Annotated in this window: 20 protein-coding genes; 4 read left to right on the top strand and 16 right to left on the bottom strand. The window is 62.0% G+C overall.

Annotated features, from left to right (window positions below):
* Positions 1-2: 2 nt before the first annotated feature.
* The 10 genes from GTZ97_RS03740 to GTZ97_RS03695 form a co-directional block, all read right to left on the bottom strand.
* Positions 3-2,174: a secretin GspD/PilQ domain-containing protein gene (locus tag GTZ97_RS03740; RefSeq protein WP_161649159.1), complete on the bottom strand. Its 2,172-nt coding sequence runs from the start codon at positions 2,172-2,174 to the stop codon at positions 3-5.
* Entirely contained in the window at positions 2,171-3,121 is a 951-nt protein-coding gene (cpaB, locus tag GTZ97_RS03735; RefSeq protein ID WP_161649158.1) for a Flp pilus assembly protein CpaB, read from the bottom strand. Before cpaB ends, GTZ97_RS03740 begins: the two co-directional genes overlap by 4 nt.
* A 4-nt stretch (positions 3,122-3,125) precedes the next feature.
* Positions 3,126-3,290, bottom strand: coding sequence for a hypothetical protein (locus GTZ97_RS03730; protein WP_161649157.1), 165 nt, complete (start codon positions 3,288-3,290; stop codon positions 3,126-3,128).
* Between the two features lie 83 nt (positions 3,291-3,373).
* Positions 3,374-4,129, bottom strand: coding sequence for a hypothetical protein (locus GTZ97_RS03725; protein WP_161649156.1), 756 nt, complete (start codon positions 4,127-4,129; stop codon positions 3,374-3,376).
* Between the two features lie 10 nt (positions 4,130-4,139).
* Entirely contained in the window at positions 4,140-4,949 is an 810-nt protein-coding gene (locus GTZ97_RS03720) for a hypothetical protein (protein WP_161649155.1), read from the bottom strand.
* Positions 4,946-5,926: a hypothetical protein gene (locus tag GTZ97_RS03715; RefSeq protein WP_161649154.1), complete on the bottom strand. Its 981-nt coding sequence runs from the start codon at positions 5,924-5,926 to the stop codon at positions 4,946-4,948. Before GTZ97_RS03715 ends, GTZ97_RS03720 begins: the two co-directional genes overlap by 4 nt.
* A gap of 13 nt (positions 5,927-5,939) precedes the next feature.
* Positions 5,940-7,349 (bottom strand): pilus assembly protein TadG-related protein, encoded by a 1,410-nt coding sequence (locus GTZ97_RS03710; RefSeq protein WP_161649153.1) that lies wholly within the window; start codon positions 7,347-7,349, stop codon positions 5,940-5,942.
* A gap of 65 nt (positions 7,350-7,414) precedes the next feature.
* Positions 7,415-7,684, bottom strand: a complete 270-nt coding sequence (locus GTZ97_RS03705) for a hypothetical protein (protein WP_161649152.1) — start codon at positions 7,682-7,684, stop codon at positions 7,415-7,417.
* Between the two features lie 44 nt (positions 7,685-7,728).
* On the bottom strand, positions 7,729-9,297 hold the full coding sequence (gene lnt, locus GTZ97_RS03700; RefSeq protein ID WP_161649151.1) for an apolipoprotein N-acyltransferase: 1,569 nt from the start codon (positions 9,295-9,297) through the stop codon (positions 7,729-7,731).
* A gap of 60 nt (positions 9,298-9,357) precedes the next feature.
* Entirely contained in the window at positions 9,358-10,710 is a 1,353-nt protein-coding gene (locus tag GTZ97_RS03695) for a replication-associated recombination protein A (RefSeq protein ID WP_161649150.1), read from the bottom strand.
* Positions 10,711-11,219: 509 nt separating this feature from the next.
* On the opposite strand from GTZ97_RS03695, the gene GTZ97_RS03690 reads away from it, so the two are divergent.
* Positions 11,220-12,995: a DEAD/DEAH box helicase gene (locus GTZ97_RS03690; protein ID WP_161649195.1), complete on the top strand. Its 1,776-nt coding sequence runs from the start codon at positions 11,220-11,222 to the stop codon at positions 12,993-12,995.
* On the opposite strand, the gene lolA is transcribed toward GTZ97_RS03690, so the two are convergent.
* From lolA to GTZ97_RS03675, 3 genes are all read right to left on the bottom strand, one after another.
* Positions 12,996-13,691, bottom strand: coding sequence for an outer membrane lipoprotein periplasmic chaperone LolA (gene lolA, locus GTZ97_RS03685; protein WP_201748145.1), 696 nt, complete (start codon positions 13,689-13,691; stop codon positions 12,996-12,998).
* A gap of 70 nt (positions 13,692-13,761) precedes the next feature.
* Complete coding sequence (locus GTZ97_RS03680; RefSeq protein WP_201748144.1) at positions 13,762-16,233, bottom strand: DNA translocase FtsK; 2,472 nt, start codon at positions 16,231-16,233, stop codon at positions 13,762-13,764.
* 87 nt (positions 16,234-16,320) lie between these two features.
* Positions 16,321-16,992: a Crp/Fnr family transcriptional regulator gene (locus tag GTZ97_RS03675; protein ID WP_161649149.1), complete on the bottom strand. Its 672-nt coding sequence runs from the start codon at positions 16,990-16,992 to the stop codon at positions 16,321-16,323.
* A 229-nt stretch (positions 16,993-17,221) separates the two neighbouring features.
* On the opposite strand from GTZ97_RS03675, the gene trxB reads away from it, so the two are divergent.
* The 3 genes from trxB (at position 17,222) to rpmG (ending at position 18,833) form a co-directional block, all read left to right on the top strand.
* Complete coding sequence (trxB, locus tag GTZ97_RS03670; protein WP_161649148.1) at positions 17,222-18,178, top strand: thioredoxin-disulfide reductase; 957 nt, start codon at positions 17,222-17,224, stop codon at positions 18,176-18,178.
* A gap of 236 nt (positions 18,179-18,414) precedes the next feature.
* Positions 18,415-18,648, top strand: coding sequence for a 50S ribosomal protein L28 (gene rpmB, locus GTZ97_RS03665; RefSeq protein ID WP_161649147.1), 234 nt, complete (start codon positions 18,415-18,417; stop codon positions 18,646-18,648).
* A 14-nt stretch (positions 18,649-18,662) separates the two neighbouring features.
* Positions 18,663-18,833: a 50S ribosomal protein L33 gene (gene rpmG, locus GTZ97_RS03660; RefSeq protein ID WP_109037199.1), complete on the top strand. Its 171-nt coding sequence runs from the start codon at positions 18,663-18,665 to the stop codon at positions 18,831-18,833.
* Positions 18,834-18,942: 109 nt separating this feature from the next.
* Here the strand turns inward: rpmG and GTZ97_RS03655 are convergent, their stop codons facing one another.
* The 3 genes from GTZ97_RS03655 to GTZ97_RS03645 form a co-directional block, all read right to left on the bottom strand.
* Complete coding sequence (locus GTZ97_RS03655; RefSeq protein ID WP_161649146.1) at positions 18,943-21,813, bottom strand: Hpt domain-containing protein; 2,871 nt, start codon at positions 21,811-21,813, stop codon at positions 18,943-18,945.
* Between the two features lie 103 nt (positions 21,814-21,916).
* Positions 21,917-22,285: a response regulator gene (locus tag GTZ97_RS03650; protein ID WP_161649145.1), complete on the bottom strand. Its 369-nt coding sequence runs from the start codon at positions 22,283-22,285 to the stop codon at positions 21,917-21,919.
* A gap of 27 nt (positions 22,286-22,312) precedes the next feature.
* Positions 22,313-23,281 (bottom strand): chemotaxis protein CheX, encoded by a 969-nt coding sequence (locus GTZ97_RS03645; RefSeq protein ID WP_161649144.1) that lies wholly within the window; start codon positions 23,279-23,281, stop codon positions 22,313-22,315.
* Between the last annotated feature and the right edge of the window lie 18 nt (positions 23,282-23,299).

The following is a 23,299-nucleotide window of genomic DNA, read 5'->3' as shown; positions in this document are numbered from 1 at the left end:
GATCACCTCGCCACGGGTTCAAGCCAACGCACGTCGACCCAACCCTCGCGCCCATCGAATGTCACCGGCTGCCACAGGCCGACCGGCGCACGCGAATCAGCCATCAACAAGGATCCTTGTGGAATCTGCGTGAGCACCATGGCATTGATGTCGGGCGACACGCGAAGCGCCAGCCTGGACAAGACGACGCGAAAAGCTTCGGTGCTGCGGGTCGGTTTTCCACTGTCCGGCCCCTGGATCAGCGGCAGCGCGTTCGAAGCAGTAACAGCGGCGTCGATCTGCTTGCCCTGCGGTGACTCATTGCCCGCGTGTTGAATTGCACCCAACGCCGCCCCGACCGGCTCGACGGCCCGCGCTGGCACCCAGCCCACCAACGAACCCACGACCACTCTTCGCCAATAAACGGACTCGCTTTCACTCACGCCATCGGCCGCCATGCGAACCAGGTGCCCCTGATCCAAAACGGTCAATGCCTGCGCGCGGGGGTGCGGCTGCGCACGTACGACGACCCCCGATCCCGTCACCCTCAGGACGCTGCCGCCCCGCTCTACTGGAGGCGTTACGGTTGTGGCAGACGCAGACGCGTCTGGTAAGGGCTTGGGCTGCTCAACGGCAGGGGACGCATCTCTGGGGCGCGAAGGTTCAAGCGGCTCCAACAGCGTACGGCCGTCAAGTTGGGTCTCCAAACGATCCCTTGCACCCTCTATTCTCGACGCGGCTTTCTCATCATGCGGATCAGCGATGCGCGGCGTGACAAATACAACCAATTCGGTTTCGTTATTGACAAAGCGTTTGGAGCTGAACAGCGCACCGATGACAGGAAGCTCGCCGAGAAATGGCAACTTGTCGGCCGAAGCACTCTTCTCAGCAGACAGCATCCCACTCAACACAATGGTCTGGCCGCTGGCCACGTTGAAATGGGTGTCGACCTTACGAGAGCGCAAGGCCGGCCCAAATGGCGTGCTCACGACAGGATCTATCGAACTGACCTCAGCAGATATCTCGGAGCGAATGAAGCCATCGCGATCTACCACGGGGTTGATGCTGAGCAGTACCCCGTACTTCTTGAACAGAACCGACGGTCCTTCAGCGGTGACGACAGAATAGGGAAACTCTCCGCCCGCATCAAACGTGGCTGGCTTTCCGCTCCGGGTTGACAACTGGGGCTCAGCCAGTAAGGTGGCGCGCCCATCCTGAACCAAAGCGTTCAGAGACACGTTGAACCCCATATTCAGCGCAGCGACAGCATTCAGGCTACCCGGCAAGCGTGGTGCGGCACCGTCGGGCCCCGTGATGGGCAGGCCGCCGGCACTCTGAGGGATGTTAACCACGTACGGCCCGTCATTACCCCGCCGTGCGGGCGCCCATATCGCGCCGACCGTGCCACCACCAGTTGACGTCCAGCGCAAGCCCAGTTCGCGAAGATAGTTCTTGGGAAACTCCACGACCTTGACATCAATCATGACCATCTTCTCCCAACCGTCAGGATGGGTGAAGTTGAGCAACTGCGGGTAGAGCTTCTCAAGCCTGCGGATCTTTTCAAGATCCTGATTGCTCAGTCGATCGCCCTCTACCACCACGTTTTGCCCCACGACCGACACTTTTGCACCCGCGATACGAGACACAAAGGCCGCAATCTCTCGAGAAACACGGGAGGTGTCGCCAGAGACCACGTTGATCTTGATGCGCTGATGTTTGCCTTGATCGTTCCAGATAAACAGCGAGGACGTACCTTGTTCGTTGGCGAACAACAGGATCTCTTTGTTGTCCAGGACGGCAGCGGTCATGATTTTGCCGTTGCCAACTGCAACCCGCCCGACGCCTGGCGCCGGCAACACACGTGACTCGCCGACGAACATTTCGATCTCCGGCACGTCCTTGGCATCCTCGAACGTCTTGATGGGGGCGTAGGCCTTGGCTGTCTGAGTTGCGACTGGATCTGCCCTTTTCCCGTTGACCCTGCTGTTTGGCTGAATAGCACGACTCTGCATTGCGAGGCCAGGGGCGGATACGGCCACGCCGTTACCTTGCGTGTTCGGCGCCGAGGGCGCCACCACCTGCGACTGCGCAAAGGCGCCAAAAGCGCATCCCCCGCCCACCACAACGCAGGCCACTGCTGGCGCCGCGCGCATCACACCGATCAGTGCCTTGCCGCACCTGACTGCCTTACTCATTTTGTTTCCTTGACCGAGGCCGCGACTGCGTCGGCACCGGATTCTTGTACTGCCCGCGCGCCGATGGAATTCAGAATCTCTAGCAGCTTGCCGCTGGACCGCAGATTGAGCTGCTCAGGGGTAAAGCTCGAACTGGTTCCCCCGTACAGAACAGGAATGGTGCTTTTTGAATTCGCAGGCGAGCTCGCAGACTGAGTGGGTGCGGCCGCCTGCGGCCCAAGCAACGTGTCGAGGTTCGTCGCGCCCTCCGCCAACATTTCCTTGTCTTGAGGGTTCCGCAGCAGCGCAGTGATACGACCCTCTTCTCGGGCAGCGATAACCTGCTGCGCCTGTTTTGGCGTGGTATCCAGCGTCACGGTGGAATACTCGCGGCGCTCTCCGCTTTTTGGGTCATCGATCGACCGCTGACCCGTAGCAAGCACCTGAACGTTTTGCAGCAACGGCAACGTGATCTTGCGCCCCGACCGATCTACCGTCACCATGAGGTCGATCATGTCGCCGGGCTCCAACATGCCAGAAATGGAGCTGATTTCATCTACAGGCACCGTCATGGCGCGACGGCCGACCTCAACTCGATGAGAGAACGCTGGCGCTTTCTTTTCTTGCAGCATGGGCCACAGGATGAGCTGCCCACTTTTGGCCCCAAAGGCCAACGTCTCACCTGCGGCCGACTCGTAGTTAGAGGGCGTAATGGCCTGTTCATGAGCAAATTCGACGGGCACTTGGCGGATCGCCACGGTTTCGGGCGTCAGGATGGCCCCTCGCTCAAGATCCGCCTTGGCCACCACAACCTCGACCAGCTTGCCCTTGAAGCCAGACTCAATTTCTTCAATTCTGTTGCTCATGTACGAGCGTGCCACGAGTGCCGCCACCAAACCCAACACGACCGAAATGATCAGTACAACAACAGACTTGTTGGGCCGGAACGATTTAAACCTATTGATCACAGCTTTACTCCGGTAACGACAGCGCACCAGAGGTTCTCTGGTACCCCTGCTGCAAGCTGTCAATCAACAACTGGGCGGTGGACAGGCGGCGCCCACCGCTGACATCGTCGATCACCGGCACGAACAGTGCAGCAACCAGCGCTGCGCAAATGACAACAAATTCAATCATGGACTGCCCCCTTGCGGCGCGGGCCCTGAAGGTCATGGCGAGTTTGCGCGAGGCGTCCGCGGATGGGTTAGGATAAGAATGCTTCATTTCTTTGTGATCATGGTGATCGTCGAGTAGGTGCGCCCGTCCTCCTGCCTGTGCACCGTGATTTGTGCTTCCGCACCGTCAGCCCGCTTGAACAAACGCACCGCTGAACTGCCGTGACGCTGATTCCCGTCGCGTCCTTTGATGGGGTCTCTAATATCTCGCTCCAAAACATAGCCAAGGCTTTGCAAATGCTGAGTCGCTCTACGCGCCGCTTCCTCCAGCGTGCCGCCAGTCGAAAAAACGAACAACAGCGACCGGGCGTTTGCCTCGGTTGACTGAGAAAAATCAATCAGCCTAGCGTCCGGCCCCATGCGCTTACGCCACGTTTCGGCCTCCTCTAGCAGGCGATCTCTTTGGAAACCTGCCGACCGAAGATTCACAACAGAGAGAATTCCTTGAGTGCCACCCGAAGTTGTTGGGCTTAGCTTAACTGTGATGAAATCGTTGCCAATCATCTTGCCTAAGACTATCGAACCGGCCACCGACTCTCGGACAAGCGGCGCACCCCATCGCTGCAGGTAGATGTCGGCAATGTCAGATGACTTTCGCCAACTACGAAACCCCCAAAGACGCGAAGGATTCCCATTCACCGTCGTTTCGCCAGGAACCGAAAATATCTCGGCATCCTGAGGCAAGATGGGGAGCCCCCCCGGCAAATCTTGCGCGGCAACCATGCCATGCGCAGTCAAGAGCATCACGAAAAAAAAATGACTAATCGCGCTTGCCGTGCGTCGAATGGGTTTATTCAGCATGAGAACGATGTCAGCGCAATCGGTCTGAAGGCACCACGTCGCGCCAATAGTCCAGTTGACCAAGCCGGGGAGCGCGGATATTTCCCAAACCCACCGCGCTACCGTCTAGTGCCATCACGACAGGGTCAAGAAACGTTGAAAAATTAGCCAACGCTCTGCCAGGATTGACTGCAGTATTAGTGAGGCGCTGTTGTGTCTCCTGCGGGGAGGGAGACGCCCACCCGTCGATCAGCAGACTCGATGATCTAGTGATCACGAGATTGATGTCGTCGAACGGTTGGATGAACCTCAAGCCGCCAGGAAGGTTTGCAAGAGACACGCTCACATTGGCTGTGTAGATTCCTTGGCGAGAAAGCCCGAAACGGCCAAACTCTAGGAAAGGTCGCCCGTCCCGCGCCGCGGAAAAAGCACCGGTATGGGAGGCGCTTCGAGAGGGGCCGAACGTCACCGTGACGTCCCTATCCACGTCCCGGAGCAGGTGGTTCCCAAAGCCATCGGTCCACATCAGGTTCCGATGGGCGTCAAAATTTCCTGCCGAATCACCGGTCTTGATGGGTGCGTCGCTGTTGCTAAAGAAGCGCCGCCTCACTTCTTGTGCGAGCTGGGCCTCAGGTTTCCATGAACTGATGCCGGGGTGTCTATTAGTGGCCTCAAAAGCCACATAACGACTCGCCATCAGTGTGCTATGCGATACGTCCTGATACTTCGCGATCATGGGCACCAACAGAAATAGCGGAACGAGTGCCAGCGCAGCAACCAGGAACTCTGTGAGTGCCTGACCTTTCGCACGCCGCGGATAATGAGGGTGACGACGCCTCATTCAGCCACCTCGTCTGGGCCTTCATCATCGGAATAGAAACCACCTGAAAAGGAGGATGACTCAGAGATGTCGAAACCACCATTGAGGAAAGGAAAGAAAACCGCCGCCGAGATGAGCATATCCGGAACCGCTTTCAATGCGCGCCCTTCGAAATAAACGCCCGATGCGTCTTCGTGGACATCTTCCAAACTCAAAGCAATAGTGTCATCCGGGCGCGGGGCGCCGGCGTGAAAGCCTTTAAAGGTTCCCATCTGGGCGAAGCAATGCGATATTGAACTCTCTCCGAACCTTGCTTTGACCACTCTACAGGGCACTCTGTTAACCCGCTTTACTTCCTCGGTTACGCTAAAAAGCCCCAGCACAGCGCCGGGCATGGCCGGGTTACGCGCAGGAACTATGCGCCGCGCCCTTGCCGCGGGCGTCGAAGAAGCCTTTGCCAATTGCGCCCTGCATTCACCATCGGCCTTCTTGGAGGACAAGTCAAAGGAACACAGCCCTTTCTCGGACAATAGGCGCCCACGCGCCTCAAATTGAGTAACCTCAGCCAACTGACACCCGAAATCTGCAGTCGGCCCAACCATGTAGCTCACAGAGTACCCGTACTCTACAAATACGCCCTCAGCGAGATAAAAGTCTTTGATTGAGAAAGCCGAACGTTCGGGCCACTCTTGGACGGGCTTGACTGTGGCACGAGGTGATGCCGTGCGAGCGCATTCCTCATACTGCCGCTTCAACTCCAATGCCCCCTCGCGGCTTTTGGCATCGCCCGGGAAAATGATCTGCCGAACCCAGTGAGCGCGCATTTTCGTTCCCGAGACGACTGCCTCATGTGGCGCCTCGATAGCAAGCAGGCGCCTCTCTGCAGCGGTCGTGGCATTGGCACCAAACGGAACGGCGACGGAGATCAGCGCTCCCGCAACCACGCAAAGGCCCGGGACACCCATCCTCCATGCAAAAATCAGTGGCACAGCAAACATTTCGCCACACCTTTCAGTTTATTTGCAGGGCCGTGGCAGCTGCGATGGCCGCCTCGGATCGCACCAGCCTGACCTGCCAATAAGGATTGAAGGCGTTGGCAAGTTCTGTCCGACCATCTTGGCGAGCTGAAGGACGATCAAAAAACACTTCAGAGGTAGAGACAGCCGTATAACGCCCGCGCAGCGGCGCGCCACGGTAGCTGTTAATGCCATAGACCGGGTCTGGCGACGATCGGATCAATGACCGCCCTTCCGAGTTTCGGATTTCTGCAGGGCGACGGGCCAGTCGCACAGAGAAGCGCACATTCACCGCCCGGCGATCGGGATTGGCATTGGTAGGCGAATAGGCCTGCGCACGATCCGACAAAGACAAGAAGGTTGGCAAGCCTGAATAAATCCGCCAATCGCCACTCGACGAAGCGGATCGACTAGCACGCGGGTTGATAGCACGGGAGCGCCCAAATGCAGTTCGATTGTTGGACTCAACGTCAGCGTCACGGTAGGCTGCCCCCCGTCCCCCCGCAATGACCTGCTCGCGGCGCTGCACACACCTCCCACGTTTGTCGTGGCGATATGTGTAGCGCGACGCCGAGTCAATGGCCTTCCATTCATCAAGTCCAATCAGCGAAGTGCCCCCGGCACGGTCAACCCGGTTACGCCGAATTCCATTTGTGCCAAAACAGCTTGGCAGAAGACTTTCGTCGCGCCAACGTCGGCTATTCATGAAGCTGTCTCGAGATGCGCTTTGTCGCGCAGCGTCCGCGAAGCGAACCCGTCTGTCGCCAGTGTTCGATCTCAACAGAGGCGCGCCATCAAACAGAGCGTAGTCGTCAGTCAGAACTTGAACCTCGACTGCGCCGTCGTCTCTGAAGTTGGCGTCAGCCACCTCCTGCATCACGCGTTGCCGCTCTGGAATCATCCGCGCCAGCATGGCGGTCTGCCCTGCCTGGAGGGCTAGCTTTGATGCCTCGACAAACCCCAAAAGGGGGCCGGCAATCCACCCAAAATTCATTGACCCTTGGCTGATTTGGAGCTGTGCGTTGGCTAGCGCCATGCACACCAACCCATAACGTGCCATAGAGTCTGCAAAGGGAAGGTTATAGGGCGTGCGACAGTTGAACGCGTTGGCCATTACCGCATGCCGCTCCATGAATCTGAGCCACGAAGACACGCTGACGACGTGCGCCACCGTCATTTCATTGGCCAACAATGCGCGGTTGGTGTAGGCAGCGTAGTTCAGCGCGCGGGCATGCATCACCCCAGCGCTGTACGCGACCGCATCAGCTGTGTTAACCAGCTTGCCTTTGTCATGAACCAGCTGGCCCGCGTTGAACATGAAGAATAGAGACGCCAGCCCCGCCACCAGCACGAACAGCCCGAAGACCATTGCCTGACCGCGTTGATGGCGTCGCTCATGTTTCACGGACCAACCCCTGCGGGGGTTGGACGCATGCATGGTGACCACATCAATAAGACATGACACTTGACTCAGCGAGCAGCTTCGTTGTTGTAGGCGTTGAGGCCTTTGGCTCGGTTGCCCTCTTGGACGGCCTGTTGGGCGTTGTCGCCTGCAGCACGGATCGTCTGCTGGGCGGAGCGGCCTGCCAATTCCTGCGCCATACCAGCGGTTTGTGTGCGCACGGTTTGACCGAAGAACTGGTAGGTGGCGATAGCCGCCACGGCGATCAGTGCGACGATGACGATGTACTCAGTCATGCCCTGACCGCGTTGTGACTTCTTAACGGATTGCTTGCTCATGTTGACCCCTTGGTGTACGAAGTTGAGTGTTAAAAACAGCACGCCTATGCTATTGAGGTCGAGCTGGGGGAGCCCTCCCCCTCCTTGGGGATTCCGGCGATAAACCCGTAAGCGAACGTAAGGGTCGCCTGCGCAGCGGCAACAATCAGAAGCACCCCGAGCAGGCCAGCTTGCGAGAACGGTGTTGATCCGTGGGCGGGCCACACTTCGGCCTGCAATGCGCGGGCGCCCGCCGGTGCCTGGACCAACACGCGGCCCCTGTGATCAATGACAGCGGACCCTTCGCGATTCGCCGCTCGCAGCACCGGTCTTCCCACCTCTGCCGCTCTGACACGAGAGATCTGCAAACGCTGTTTGCCTGCCAAGCTATCAAACCAGGCAAGATTTGTGGGGTTCAGTATCAAGCCGGCGTGCGCTGCGGCACGGCGCCCAAGCGCTGGATCAAGGTCTTCATGACAAACCAAGAAAGCGAGACGCGTGGCACTGAAGCTCATGTCAGCCGGTGCGTCGTCTGGCGCGGGGCTCAGGTCTTTCAGAGGGATGTCCAGGGCAGGCGCCAGCCACCCGAAGCCACGGGGCACGTACTCACCGAAAGGCATCAGCACCGCCTTGCGATATGCGAGACCTGTCGGCCCCTCGGCGCCAAATTCCACCACGGCGTTGTACAGGCTCCCATGCTGCTCGACTGGGGCGCCGAAGTAGCCTCGGGCCTGAAGGCGCCCCAGCCGGCTACTGATCGCCCGATGGACGTCAATTGGAACGTCTGCCAGAAGAACCGGTATGGCGGTTTCTGGCGCCACCCAGAGTTGCCCCTCTGCTTGCGCGGCAAGCTGCTTGATCTGGGCCCATAGTTGGCCCATCTTCTGCTCGTTGAACTTGTCCCCTTGCGGTATGTCGGTCTGTAGAAGCGTGACACGCAGCGGCGCGCCATCCACGTGCACCCATTCACGCTGCGCGCTCCACCAGCCACCAGCCCACAAAACGGTCGCCACGACAAGTACGACCAGCTTGAGGGCCAGCGGGGCAACTGCTCTCGGCTCAAGCCAGAGGTAGATCGCATAGGCGGTGATGAGCAAGGCCCACCCTGCTCCCCATACGCTGCCAATAGGAAAAACGCCCGCGAGCGGCGTTTCCAGCGCGACGTAACCCATGAACAACGAGGAAAAGCCGCCGAAAGCCCAGCTACGCACGAACTCGCCGATCATCAGGAACCATGCCGCGGCCCCAAGCCATACAGTCCAGGCAATACGCCGCCTAAGACTGTGATAAAGCGCACGCCAGATGGCTAAAGCCAATGCCACCGGCAGCGCCAAGTAGAGCGCCAGCAGGAACAGCACGACGATTGAGTAGGTATCTGGCCATCCCACCTCGGCACTCAGTGCGTGAAGTATCCAGTGGTGCCCCGACAGCTGCGACGCGCAGAAGAAAATCAGCGCGTAAATCGCCGTGCGCGCCACTGACTCACTTCGCGCCAAGATATAGAAAAGCGTGACGTAGGAAAGCACTGCCACGCCCCACAGGTCATAAGGGGCGAAACCAAACGCCTTAACTGCTCCCGCGATAACGAGCGCCGCGGCTCTGCCGAATTGTGTCAAGGCACTGCTAGGGATCATGAGCGCGCATTCTGAATGCTCGCAGCATCCGAATCGATACCCCCTTGTGGGGGCATTTGGTCATGTTTCCTGTATCTGCGCCCGCAGCTGCGCCAGTCGCTCGCCGATCTTGATCTCCAGCCCGCGCGGTACGGGCTCGTAAAAGCGCTGCGCCGTCATCCCATCGGGCAGATACCGCTCACCAGCGGCCACGCCGCCCGGCTCATCGTGGGCGTAGCGGTAACCGTGGCCGTGCCCCAACTCTTTCATCAGCTTGGTCGGTGCATTGCGCAGATGCATGGGCACCGGTCGGCTGACGTCCTGCTGCACCCAGGCGCGCGCCGACTTGTAGGCGATGTAAGCCGCATTGCTCTTGGGCGCGATGGCGAGGTACAGCACGCACTGCGCCAGCGTCAGCTCGCCTTCGGGCGAGCCCAGGCGCTCATAGGTCTCGGCTGCATCCAGGGCCATGCGCAGCGCCCGCGGGTCGGCCAGGCCAATGTCTTCGCTGGCCATTCGGATGAGGCGGCGCACGATGTAGCGCGGGTCGACACCGCCATCCAGCATCCGCACGAACCAGTACAGCGCCGCGTCCGGGTCGGAGCCTCGGACAGACTTGTGCAACGCCGAGATGGTGTCGTAGAACTGGTCGCCGCCTTTGTCGTAGCGTCGCAGCTGCTCGCCCAGGGCCTGCTGCAGCATGGCTTCGTCGACCTCGTCCCGGCCCCGCAGCAAGCCGGCCAAGGTTTCATAGGTGTTAATCAGTCGCCGTGCGTCACCGTCTGCGTATGCGATCAGGCGCTCGCGCGCGGCTGGCGTCAGCGCCGGCCCGGCGATGGCCGTGCGGGCTTTGTCCAGCAGGCGCGCCATGGCCGCATCATCCATGGACCGCAGCACATGCACCGTGGCGCGCGACAACAAGGCGGCGTTGACCTCGAACGAAGGGTTCTCGGTCGTGGCACCGATGAAGGTGAACAGGCCGGATTCGACGTGCGGCAGAAAAGCATCCTGCTGCGCCTTGTTGAATCGATGGACCTCGTCAACGAAGACGATGGTGCGGCGTCCGGCGCGCCGGGCAAGCTGCGCCTGTTCGACGGCTTCCCGGATGTCCTTGACCCCACCCAACACAGCCGAGATGGCCAGAAACTGCGCGTCAAACGCATGGGCCATCAGGCGTGCCAGCGTGGTCTTGCCCACGCCGGGCGGGCCCCACAGGATCATCGAGTGCGGCTGACCGGACTCGAACGCGACACGCAGCGGTTGTCCTGCGCCCAACAGGTGATCCTGCCCCACGACATCGTCCAGCGTCTGCGGACGCAGGCGCTCGGCCAGCGGTGCAGTCGTCGGGTCCGCAGCAGGGCCGGCGGGCCCTGAATCAGCCCGCGTGGGGCGACCGGGCGGCTCCGGAAGGTCGAGCGAGAGGGTCTCTTGCATGCCCCCATTTTGGCAGCAGCCCCCGCAAACAGGGTAACCCCTAGGCAAAACCGCGCCGATCTGCCACAATGCGAGCTTCTGCGGCTTGATCCGCAGATTCGTTCATCCCCACTGACCTTTTTCAAGCCGGGTTGCACCTGTCATCCAGACAGCGCATCGCAACCGATTTCAACGTGTCTTGAGTTCCGGTTGGCGGCGATGCCGTCGCTTTCAGCCGACTCGACGTGGCCCCGTCCGGGTACCCCAGCGTGCAAGCACGACTGGCCCCTTGCCACGAAGTCTGGACACGTTCCACAGCGACCTGCCCTGACGCGCGTTCCGTGCTGGAACCACGCTGCGTTATGGCCCTTTGTCGACCTCCTTGTGAGGTCGCTGGGCCGCTTTTGCTTGAGAAAGTTGTGATGTCGAACTCGAACCAAATTACCGCCGACCGCGAAGCCGTGACCCTGGACGAACAGGGGCTCCCCATGGACACCGCCACCACGCCCGAAGTGGCGCAAGACGAGGGTGTGCGCTTTGACGACCTGGGTCTGCCCGAGGCGCTGTGCCGCGCGCTCGCAGATGCGGGCTACACCTCGCCCACGCCTGTTCAGAGCCTGGCTATCCCGGCCGCGCTGGGTGGCGCCGACCTGAAAGTCGCCTCGCAGACCGGCAGCGGCAAGACCGCCGCGTTCATGCTGCCGGCTCTGGCCCAGGTGCTCGCCGCCCGTGGCGAAAACACCAAGCGCCGCGAAAAGGGCATCGTGCATGGCCCGCGCGTGCTGGTGCTGGCACCCACCCGTGAACTGGCCATGCAGGTCGCCAAGGCGGCCACGACCTATGGCCGCCATGTGCAAGGCCTGCGTGTGGCCACCATCGTGGGCGGCGTGCCGTATGGCGCCCAGCTCAAAGCGCTGAAGGGCCCGCTGGACGTGCTAATCGCCACCCCCGGCCGTCTGCTGGACCACCTGGGTACGGGTGCTGCCGTGCTGAACAACCTCGAGGTGCTGGTGCTTGACGAGGCGGACCGCATGCTGGACATGGGCTTCATCGAAGACATCGAGGCCATCGCTGCCCAGACGCCGGCCGAGCGCAAGACCTGGATGTTCAGCGCGACCTTCGCCGGGCACGTCGGCCAACTGGCACACCGCCTGACCCGCGACCCGCAGGACATCTCGGTGGCCTCGCACACCGACAGCCATGACAACATCGAGCAACGTCTGCACGTGGCCGATTCGTTGCACCACAAGAACGACCTGCTGGACCACGTGCTGACGTCGCGCGAAGTGGACCAGGCCGTGGTGTTCACCAGCACGCAGCGCGACGCCGATGTGCTGGCAGACCGCCTGGCCGAGATGGGTCACGCCGTGGCAGCCCTGCACGGCGGCATGCCGCAAGGCCGTCGCAACCGCGTGCTGCAGGCGCTGCGCATGCGCCAGCTGCGCGTGCTGGTCGCCACCGATGTGGCCGCTCGGGGCATCGACGTGCCCACGATCACCCACGTGATCAACTACGGCATGCCGATGAAGGCCGAAGACTACGTGCACCGCATCGGCCGCACCGGCCGCGCGGGCCGCAGTGGCCTGGCCCTGACGCTGGCCGAGCGCCGCGACATCCCGATGGTGCGCCGCATCGAGCGCTTCACGACGCAACGCATTCCCGAGGCGGTCATCGCCGGCCTGGAGCCCAAGACCAAGCTCGCGCCTGAGAAGACCGGCGGCCGCTTCGGCAAGCCCATGCCCGGTCAACGTCATCGTGACGACCGTGGTCCGCGTTTTGGCGGCCCGCGTGGTCAGGGTGAGAACCGCTTTGACGACCGCCGTCGTGACGGCCGCGGCGAGGCGCCCTTCCGCGATCGCGCAGCTGAGCCTCGCTTCGACAACCGCGGCGATCACCGTGGTGACAACCGCTTTGACAGCCGATCGGACAACCGTTTCGAGCAACGCGGCGAACAGCGCTTTGACCCGCGCTTCGAGCAGCGCGCCGATGCGGGCCGTGGCTTCCAGGATCGCGGCCAGGACAAGCCCTTCGGTAAGCCCTACGACAAGAAGCCGTTCGGCAAGCCGTTTGGTGACCGTCAGCCGCAGGGCGAACGCACCTTTGGCGAACGCAAGGCCTTCGGCGAAAACAAGTCGTTTGGCGAGAACAAGCCCTTCGGCGAGAAGAAGGCGTTCGGTGAGAAGTTCGGCGACAAGAAGCCGTTCGGTGACCGCAAGCCGTTTGGTGGCAAGCCAGGCTTCAAGCAGGGCGGCAAGCCGAGCTTCGGCGGCCCGAAGCGCGCCGGTTTCGGCAAGCGCGAAGGCTGATCAGGGCTGACGCAACACGTCCACCCCCGCGGGTGGCGTGAACTGGAAGTGGTTCGGCGCAAAGCGCACGCCGGTCTCGAAACGCGAGAACGACAGGCGCGTGCGCTGGCCGAACCCGTCAAGGATGTCCAGGGCCGCGAGGCGGCCGTTGGCAAATCCCACTTCGACAGACTGGAAGGCGCCGTCCTTGCGACGTGGCGTTGCTTCCACCCATTCCCATTTCAGCGCCCCCGGTGCTGGCGACGGGGTCGCGGACACCGCACCTGCCGTCGGCGCCGGGATGGCCTTGAGCACGAAATCGCGCTCAAGCGCCTCGGACGAGAGAATGGCCGCAGGCGTGCTGCCCATGGCCTGCGCCACCGGCCGCACCGTCACCTGTTCCAGATCCACATCGTGCAGCCAGACCTGCTGGCCGTCGGCCACAATGAGCTGCTCGGATGGTGTGGTGTACGCGAACCGGAAACGGTCTGGCCGCTGGAATTCGAGCGTGCCGGTCGAGCGCCGTTGGCGCTTGCCATCGGGCGAAATCACGGTCTGCGTGAACGCGGCACGACCGGACTGGGCTTCCTTGACGAAGCCGCGCAAGGTTTGCACGGCACCGGCGTCCACCGCATGGGACGGCGTCGCCAAGCCCACCAAGGCGCTGGCAGCAAGAATCAGGCAGGCGCGCCGGGGCAAATGCTTCTGATGTGTCATGTGCGATGTGATCGTGTCAGCCGTTCGGGGTTCCCCGAGCAACCGGCATACCCTGCCGGCCCGCCCCGTGTCAGTTGTCCCACGGGGCGGCCGTGGCGCCACCGTCGCCGCCGCGGGCCGGCGTGATGATCTCGCGGTTGCCGTTGGTCGACATGGCTGATACCAAGCCCGACTTCTCCATCTGCTCCAGCAGACGCGCGGCCCGGTTGTAGCCAATGCGCAGGTGACGCTGCACCAGTGAGATCGAGGCCTTGCGGTGCTGCAGCACCACGGCCACGGCGTTGTCGTACATCGGATCCTGCTCGCCATCGCCGCCGCCGGCGGGCGAGCCGTCGAGGTTGCTGCCCTCGTCGCTGAGCGAACCGCCTTCCAGAATGCCTTCGATGTAATTGGGCTCGCCCTGGGTTTTGAGGTACTCGACCACGCGGTGAACCTCGTCGTCCGACACGAACGCGCCGTGCACGCGGACGGGCAAGCCCGTTCCCGGAGCCAGATACAGCATGTCGCCCTGCCCCAGCAAGGCCTCAGCCCCCATCTGGTCGAGGATGGTGCGGCTGTCGATCTTGCTGCTGACCTGGAAGGAGATGCGCGTCGGGATGTTGGCCTTGATCAGGCCGGTGATCACATCGACCGAGGGGCGCTGCGTGGCCAGAATGAGGTGGATGCCGGCCGCACGGGCCTTCTGGGCCAGGCGCGCGATCAGCTCTTCGATCTTCTTGCCCACCACCATCATCAGGTCAGCCAGCTCGTCGATCACGATGACGATGTGCGGCAAGCGGTCCAGCGGCTCGGGCTCGTCGGGCGTCAGACTGAACGGATTGGGAATGAGTTCACCGCGGGCCCTGGCCTCGTCCATCTTCTTGTTGTAGCCGGCCAGGTTGCGCACACCCATCTTGGACATGAGCTTGTAGCGCCGCTCCATCTCGCCGACGGCCCAGTTCAGCGCATTGCCGGCCTGCTTCATGTCGGTCACGACCGGGCACAGCAGGTGTGGAATGCCTTCGTAGACACTCATTTCGAGCATCTTCGGGTCGATCAGGATGAGGCGCACATCGCGCGCTTCGGCCTTGTACAGAAGGCTCAGGATGGTGGCGTTGATCCCCACCGACTTGCCCGAACCGGTGGTACCAGCCACCAGGCAGTGTGGCATCTTGGCCAGATCGGCCACGACGGGTGCCCCCACGATGTCCTTGCCCAGGCCGATGGTCAGCATGGACTGGGCCTCGTGGTAGACCTGCGAGCCCAGGATCTCGGTCAGGCGGATCATCTGGCGCTTGGCGTTGGGCAACTCCAGCGCCATGAGGTTTTTGCCTGGAATGGTCTCGACCACGCGGATGCTGACCAGCGACAGAGAGCGCGCCAGGTCCTTGGCCAGGTTGACGATCTGCGAGCCCTTCACGCCGGTAGCCGGCTCGATTTCGTAACGGGTGATGACAGGACCCGGCGAAGCCGCAACCACGCGCACGTCGACCCCGAAGTCCTTGAGCTTCTTCTCGATCATGCGAGACGTCATCTCCAGGGACTCGGCCGTCACGGTCTCCATGCGGCCGGTGGCGGCATCCAGCAGGTCGATCTGGGGCAGCTTGTTGTCGCCCATCTCGGCGAACAGGGGTTTCTGTTTTTCCTTGACGACACGCTCGGACTTGGGCACCTCGATCACCGGTTGCTCGATGATGATGGGCACGGGCTCGGACGGCAGTTCATGGCGCACTTCTTCGACCACGCGTTCGCGCTCAATGGCGGCCTTCTCGCCGATGCGCAGGTCGTGCTCAACCTCACGCTGTGCTTCATGCCGCTGTCGCAGGCGCTCGAGCCGCTCGCCGATGCGCTCGGCCACCGTGAGCCACGAAAAACGGAAAGCCAGGGCCAGCCCGGCCACGAGCATGGCCACCCAGAACACGCCTGAGCCGTTGAAGCCCAGCCAGGTCGTGCCCCACTGCCCCAGCGTCATGCCCAGCACGCCGCCGGCATGCTCACCTGCGAGCGCGGACTCGTGGCGATACAGGCGCGACCACTCCAGCGCGCAGCTGGCGGACATCAGCATCCCCAAGCCCAGCGCGGCCATCCAGCGTGGCCGCACTGGCGCGGCGCCGGCCTGCGCGGGCACGGCGGCGTCTCGGCGCAACCAGTCAGCCAGCGCAGACAGCCACAGCCGGCCTGCAAACAGCGCCAGCCACCAGGCAGACAGACCGAAGGTCACGAACAGCAGATCGGAGGCATGGGCGCCCAGCGCACCCACCCAGTTCTGAGCGATGACTCGCTCGCCGGATGTGCTGAAGGCGGGGTCGAGACGGTCATGCGTGAGCAGGGCCAGCACCAGCAAGACCAGACCGACCGCACCTGCCAGCAACGCCGCCTGCGCGCGCAGGCCAGTGTCCTGGCTAGGCGGGGCCACGGGCGCCCCGACGGGACCGGCAGTGCGGTTCAAGCGCACCGGGGGCGCGGGCAGCGGAGGCGCCGCTTCAACACCGCGCTCAGCCACCCGCTTCTTGCGTCGGGAAGCAGGCGCATCGTCGGTCATGGAGCCAAGAGGAAAGGTCATGGCCGCATTGTGTCGCAAACGACACGGCCCACCGCGTTGCCGAACGCAACAGCGGCGGGCCGGGGGCCACCATCAGGCAGACGACGCTCAGGCAGTGGCTGCCAGCCTGTCCTTGAGCACCACGCTGCCGGTTTCCTGCGTTTCGATCAGGCCGCGCTCTTCCAGGTCCTTCATGACGCGCGAGACCATCTCGCGCGAGGCCCCCACGTGCTTGGCGAGATCCTGACGGGAAACCTTGCCGCGGATGATCTTCTCACCGTGGTCTTCGTCGGCCATGTCCAGCAAGGCGCGGGCCACGCGGCCATACACGTCCAGCAGCGCCAGCGACTCGATCTGGCGGTCGGCGTTGCGCAGACGCTGCACCAGGCCGCGCATGATGGCGTAAGACAGCGACGAATTCTCGGGCAGGCAACGGGCGAACTCGGTGCGACCCAGCACCAGCACGTCGGTCTGCACCTCGGCGCGAACCGTGGCCGAATGCGGCTCGTTGTCGATCAGGCTCATCTCGCCCAGGTAATCACCCGCTTCGAGCACGGCGAGAATGACTTCGCGGCCGCGCTCGTCCGATGCGACCACGCGCGCTCGGCCGGTCAGCAAAATGAACAGCGAATTGGTCTTGCGCCCGCGCTCCACGATCAACTCGCCCCGGCGGTAGCGCCGCTTCACCACGCCGTCGGCGATGGACTCCGCCTGCGCCTGGGTCAACATGGAAAACAACGGTACGCGGCGAATCAGATCAAGATTGGACAACATGGCCATGGCAGCTCCTCAGTTCATCAGACGTTGTGGCCTGTCAAGGAAAATTTGGAAGGTTGGGTGACTTTTCACCTGCTTCCCCGTGTGACAAACAACCTGTCTCTACAATTTTCGGCAGTGATGCGGAAATATTGAGCACTTTAGAACGCCTTGCCAAGAGGTGTCGCGAAAGTAGTGCCCAGAAGGCCGCACAGTTCCCCCCGCTGTCCAGTTGCACCAGAAAGGCCACGCCATGAGCACCCCCCAACACAGCCAAGTCCTCATCCTCGGATCGGGCCCAGCCGGCTACACCGCGGCCATCTACGCCGCCCGGGCCAACCTGAAGCCGACGCTGGTCACCGGGCTGGCCCAGGGTGGCCAGTTGATGACGACCACTGAGGTGGACAACTGGCCCGCAGACGCCCACGGCGTGCAAGGCCCCGACCTGATGCAGCGCTTCCTGCAACACGCCGAGCGCTTCCACACCAACATGGTGTTCGACCATGTGAACTCGGTCGACCTCTCCAAACGGCCGTTCACACTGACCGGTGATGCGGGCACCTACACCGCCGACACCCTGATCATCGCCACGGGCGCTTCGGCCAAGTACCTCGGGCTGCCCTCGGAAGAGGCCTTCATGGGCCGAGGGGTGAGCGGCTGCGCCACCTGCGACGGCTTTTTCTACCGCGACGAGGTGGTCTGTGTGGTCGGGGGCGGCAACACGGCCGTCGAGGAGGCGCTGTACCTGTCAAACATCGCGAGCAAAGTGCACCTGATCCACCGGCGCGACAAGTTCCGCGCAGAGGCCATCATGATTGACAAGGTGATGGAGAAGGTGGCTGCTGGCAAGATCGAACTGCATCTGTTCAACGTGCTCGACGAGGTGCTGGGCGACCAGTCGGGCGTGACGGGCGTGCGCCTGAAGAACGTGCAGGATGACACCACGAAGGAGCTGGCACTCAAGGGCTGCTTCATCGCGATCGGACATCATCCCAACACCGACATCTTCCAGGGCCAGCTGGAGATGAAGGACGGCTACATCATCACCAAGGGCGGCCACGAGGGCTTTGCCACGATGACCAGCGTGCCGGGCGTGTTCGCCGCTGGCGATGTGCAGGATCACGTGTACCGCCAGGCCATCACCAGCGCCGGCACGGGCTGCATGGCCGCGCTCGACGCGCAGCGCTTCCTGGAGCAGAACGGCGCCTGAGCATGCGGGCGTTTTGCCAAAGACGCGGAAACTGGCTATAATCTCGGTTTTCGCAAAATTCGTCCCGGAGTGGGTGAGCCAGTCGCGCGCCGATATGATCGACCGCATCAGGGCGCACACGCTGCCGGAAGGGTGATCCATCAGGCGTTTGCGGCGCCGGGCCTCTCGAGGTCAGCCGCACCCCTGCTCTGGGCACCGATCGCAACACTACGCATACAAGCGAACGGAGAAGCGTCATGGCACGCGTCTGTCAAATCACGGGCAAGGGCCCGATGGTCGGGAACCATGTGTCCCACGCCAACAACAAGACCAAGCGTCGTTTCCTGCCCAACCTGCAGTACCGCCGTTTCTGGGTCGAGAGCGAGAACCGCTGGGTTCGCCTGCGCGTCAGCGCTGCTGGCCTGCGCCTGGTGGACAAGGTGGGCATCGATCAGGTCCTGGCTGACCTGCGCGCCCGTGGCGAACTGTGATCGGAGACTGAACCATGGCTGCTAAAGGCGGACGCGAAAAGATCAAGCTGGAATCCACCGCGGGTACCGGCCACTTCTACACCACGGCCAAGAACAAGAAGACCACGCCTGAAAAGCTGGAATTCATGAAGTTCGACCCGAAGGCACGCAAGCACGTGCTGTACAAGGAAGTGAAGCTGAAGTGATTCGGCTCGCAGCCTGCACATGCAGGCCGCATGAAAAAACCCGCCGGGCGACCAGGCGGGTTTTTTGTTGACCGGATGTACGCATGCCGGCCAAGCCGGCATCCGGCGCTCAGCCAGCCACGGCAGGCGTCACGCCCGGTGCGGCCATGCGCTCGACGGTGGCGTGGTCGAGTTGCGTGCCAAAGCGCGCAGGCAAGGTCACCACCAGCTCGAACGCGCGGTACTCGGCCCCGTCCTTGTCATCCAGGAAGCGGATGTCGATCTCGCCGGCCTCTTTCTGCAGGAAGCCACGGACGGCGTCCATGCCGACCCCACGGCCCGACACCTCGGTGACCTGTTCGGCCGTCGAGAAGCCCGAGCGGAAGATGGTCTGAGCCACTTCGACATCGGATCGGGCTTCATCCTCACTCAGCAGCCCTTGCTCGATGGCCCGCGCACGGATGCGCCCCAGCGCCAGCCCACGGCCGTCATCGCGCAACCGGATCTGCAGGCGCTCGGGATCCAGCGCCATGTCGATCTGGATCAGACCCGCAGCGGGCTTGCCAGCCGCCCGGCGCACGTCCGCAGGCTCCAGGCCATGGTCCATGCTGTTGCGCAGCAGGTGCGTGAAGAGATTCTTGAGCAGCGGCGCCACTTGGTTGTGGACCACGATCTGGCGGTCGTCCACCCGGACCACGGGCGGCTCTTTGCCCAATTCACGCGCCAGCGAGGGCAGCGAATCCACCTGTCCGGCGAGGATGGCATCCAGCCGCTCGGTGCCGATCTGGCTGAGCGTCAGGCCGACCTGCTTGAGTGCACGACGCAGTGCCACCACATCGTCCAGATCCACGCTCGACAGCATGGCCAGCGACTCGGCAACCTGGTGACGCTCGACCATGACGTACTTCTCGACGCTGCCCCGGCGGCCGGGCCCCTTGCGGCCCAGCACATGCTCGTTGATGCGAGCATACTCGTCGACCATGGCCTGCACCTGGTCGAGCGCGTGCAGCAGGGCCGCGCCATCCCAAACGGATTCCGCATCCTTGCGCAGCACGTCGTAAGCCTGCTCGGCTTCGTGCACCAGGTTGGTCAGGTTCACGAAACCATAAGTGCGCGCATTGCCCTTGATGGTGTGCATGTTGCGGAACAGCAGGCCCACCACGTCCAGGTCCTTGGTTTGCGTGCGCTCGATCAGCTGGCGGTTCTCGGCCAGGAAGCCGCGCGCGCCATCAATGAAGTCGGAGAACTTCTCTTGTGTCACGGCCAGGATCTCGCCAATGATGTCCAGTTCGCGCTTTTGCTCGCTGGCGGCCTGTTCCAGGCGCTTGAGTTCGGTGACATCGCGCACACAGATCATCAGTTTCTCGACCGTGTCCTTGTCGTCGCAGATGGGTGACCAGCTCAAGGCCAGCGACTTCACCCGGCCATCCGGCATGGTTTTGTCGAACTCGGTCACCATCAGGTGGCTGTTGAACTCGAAGTTCATGACGTCTTCGCCGATGCAGGCGCCCGCCGCGGTCTCCACCGCCGACAACGCGTCCGAGCCGAGGTTGGTGTTGGCAAACATCAGTGCCATCAGGCTCTGACCGGCAATGTCCTTGGTCTCGAGAATGGTCTCCAGGTAAGCCGAATACTCGGGGTGGACCTGGTTCTGGCCGGTGATCGTGAGCACCCCCTGGGGCATGTTCTGCAGCATGCTCTCGATGTCCTGTGTCTTCTCACGCAGCTGTTCGGTGCGCTCGGAGACGAGGTCTTCCAGGTTGTCGTTGATGACCTTGAGGTCCTTGACCAGCTGGCGATTCTCCATGAACGTGTTGGCAAACCGGGTGGAAGCCACATACATCATGGTGCAGGCGAAGAACACCGTGCCACTGAAGATCAGCGAGACAGAGGAGATCTTGCCCAGGGCCAGGGCCACGTCGTTCACGCCGGTGACGAGGAACACGCAGATGCCCAGCACCAGAGTGGCTGCGCCGCTCTTGCCCTCACGCCAGGCCATGCTCAGAATGCCGAGCCCGATGAAGCCCGAGACCAGGGTCAGAATGAAGAGGATGGGGCGAACCTTCTGGAACAGCTCCACATTGGGAACCCACATCATGCTGCCGATGGTGACACACAGGCCCAGATAGATCGCGCCGAACAGCCAGTTCAGCTTTGGAAGAAAGCGGCCGGCGATGTACTGGGCGAACATGTAGAACATGAACACCCCCATCAGCCCGGTGTAGTGCGAGTAGAGCATCACCTCGGGGCTGAACAGCTTCAGGAAGTAGTCACCTGGCGACCCGAAGAACGGGAAGATCAAGATACCCGCCAGAGCAGCCATCAGATAAAGCGGGTACTGGGTCTTGGAGTACACGAGCAGGAAGAACAGGCCGAACACCAGCATCGTGTAAGCCGCGATCGTGCGGGCCTCACCGCCCCAGATCTGCCACCAGGCCAGGCTGGTGTCGGCCTGGTCATAGCGATGCATCTCGAACGGCAGCTGGTACACGCCCGTCATCAGCGGGGTCTCTACACGGAACGCGACGACATGCGAGGGCTGCGTCACCTTGAAGCGCACCGGGATGGGCTGAATCGAGTAATAGCGCTCGACGTTGATGTTGCGGGGGCGCTGGTACACCTCCTGGCCGTCTACGTAGACATTCATGCGCGCCATGTAGGTGTTGACCAGCAACACCACCTCCTGACCCACCAGGGCCGGGTCAAACTGCATCTCGCCACGGTACCAGCCGACCGTGAAGATCTTGCCGTCGCCATAAGCTTCCTTCCAGGGGCCGGGCGCCTTGACGAGCTTCCAGTCCTGCGTGCTGATGCCGGGATTCTTGTTCTCGGGGCGGTCATCGCGCGTGAACAGCCACGTCCCGGCCAGCTTGACTGGCTCATCCAGCGACCGCACGTCGATGCGACAGGAGTCGCAACCCGGACGGGCATCGGCTGCCCTTGCCGGCAGCGCCAGCAGCAGACCCAGCAGGGTCATCATCAAAACACGGAAGAACATCATGATTCGGCTTCCTGTGACAAAGCGATGGCGCAAGACAAGCCCGCGTGGTGTCTCCTTCCAGGCGGGCTTGTCTTGCATGTGGCGTGCCGAGCTGCCGAGAAAATCAGCCTTCGGCCAGCTTCTTGAATGTGGCGATCACGGCATCGCCCTTGAAGGGCTTGACGATCCACCCCTTGATGCCCGCGGCCTTGCCGCGCTCCTTCATGATCGGGGTGTTCTCGGTGGTCAGCATGATGATGTTGACCGTGCTGTTGCCCAACTCGCCCCGGATCTTCTCGGCCATGGTCAGGCCGTCCATGTTGGGCATGTTCACGTCGCTGACGATCAGCTTGACGCGCGGATCGGCTTTGAGTTTCGCCAGACCGTCTCGGCCGTCCACGGCCGTGATCACGTCCAGGCCGTTCTTTTTCAGGAAATCACCGACCTCGTTGCGGACGGTGGCAGAGTCATCGACGACAAGCACTTGTGCCATGGTGTTCACCTCTCATGCAGTAACAGTTCAGAAGAGCTCCAGCTCACCCGAGTCAAACAGATCCTCTGCCACGGCCTCGTTCTCCTTGAATTTCTCCGGAGCCCAGCTGAGGTTGAAAACAAAGCGCTGATAGATCACGAGCGAAGGACCACCACCGTCGGTGTCGGTCAGCATGTACTTGAAGCACAGCTGCGGGTCCTCGGATCCAAATGAGATGTAGCGGTGCAGGTGATTGACGATGATGGGCACCTGCGATTGCCGGCCTTCGAGTGGCTCGAAAGCGATGTAGCGGTTCTTGAACGACCCCCACACCAGGTTGGTGACCTCGCCCAGCACGTGATTGATGTCGCGAAAGTTGACCGCATCGGTAACGATGTGGGTCTTGTCGCGCTCGACGAATCCGATGAGGGGCTTTTCTTCTGTCTGCAGCATCATGTAGCCGCGGCACCAGTTGCTCTCCAGCGGGATCAGCGTGAACAGCTCACCAAAGATGATCCGATCGCGGACGATGTAGGGCGCCTCGGTGTGCACCTCCACGCCCTTGAACTGGCTTTCGAGTGCCGCCTTGGTGATTTCGGTAATGCCGCGCACCAGCCCATTGGGGTAAACCAGACTGAAGATGGTTTCCGACAGCACCGGGACCAGCGCCTCGATGTCATTGAGCGTGTAGGCCTTGGAAAACAAGGTCTGGTCGCGCTCGGAAAGATCATCCAGACGCGAAAAGGCTTCGCGACGCAGAAACACCGGCAACTCAGGACGAATGGTGTGGATCTCCCGCGCGAACGCGAGCGCGTCTTCACCGTCGTTGCGATAGGTCTCTGACAGAAAGATCGCACCCAGGTCCACGTTGGAGCGCAGCACCGACATCACGCTGGCTGACTGCGTCTTCACGCCCACCAGGTTGTTGTCGTCGCAGAAGGCCTTGATGCGCTGAGTCGCGGCAGGGTCATCGTCCAGTACCAGGACCTTGCTGACCAGTTGCGCGGCTTCGACCATGGGTGATTCCTCTCGTGA

This window comes from Aquabacterium fontiphilum (genome assembly GCF_009909205.1).
Classification (GTDB): Bacteria; Pseudomonadota; Gammaproteobacteria; order Burkholderiales; family Burkholderiaceae_C; genus Aquabacterium; species Aquabacterium fontiphilum.
Note: the sequence above shows the minus strand (reverse complement) of the source record. Positions and strands in the feature narration are given on the sequence as shown.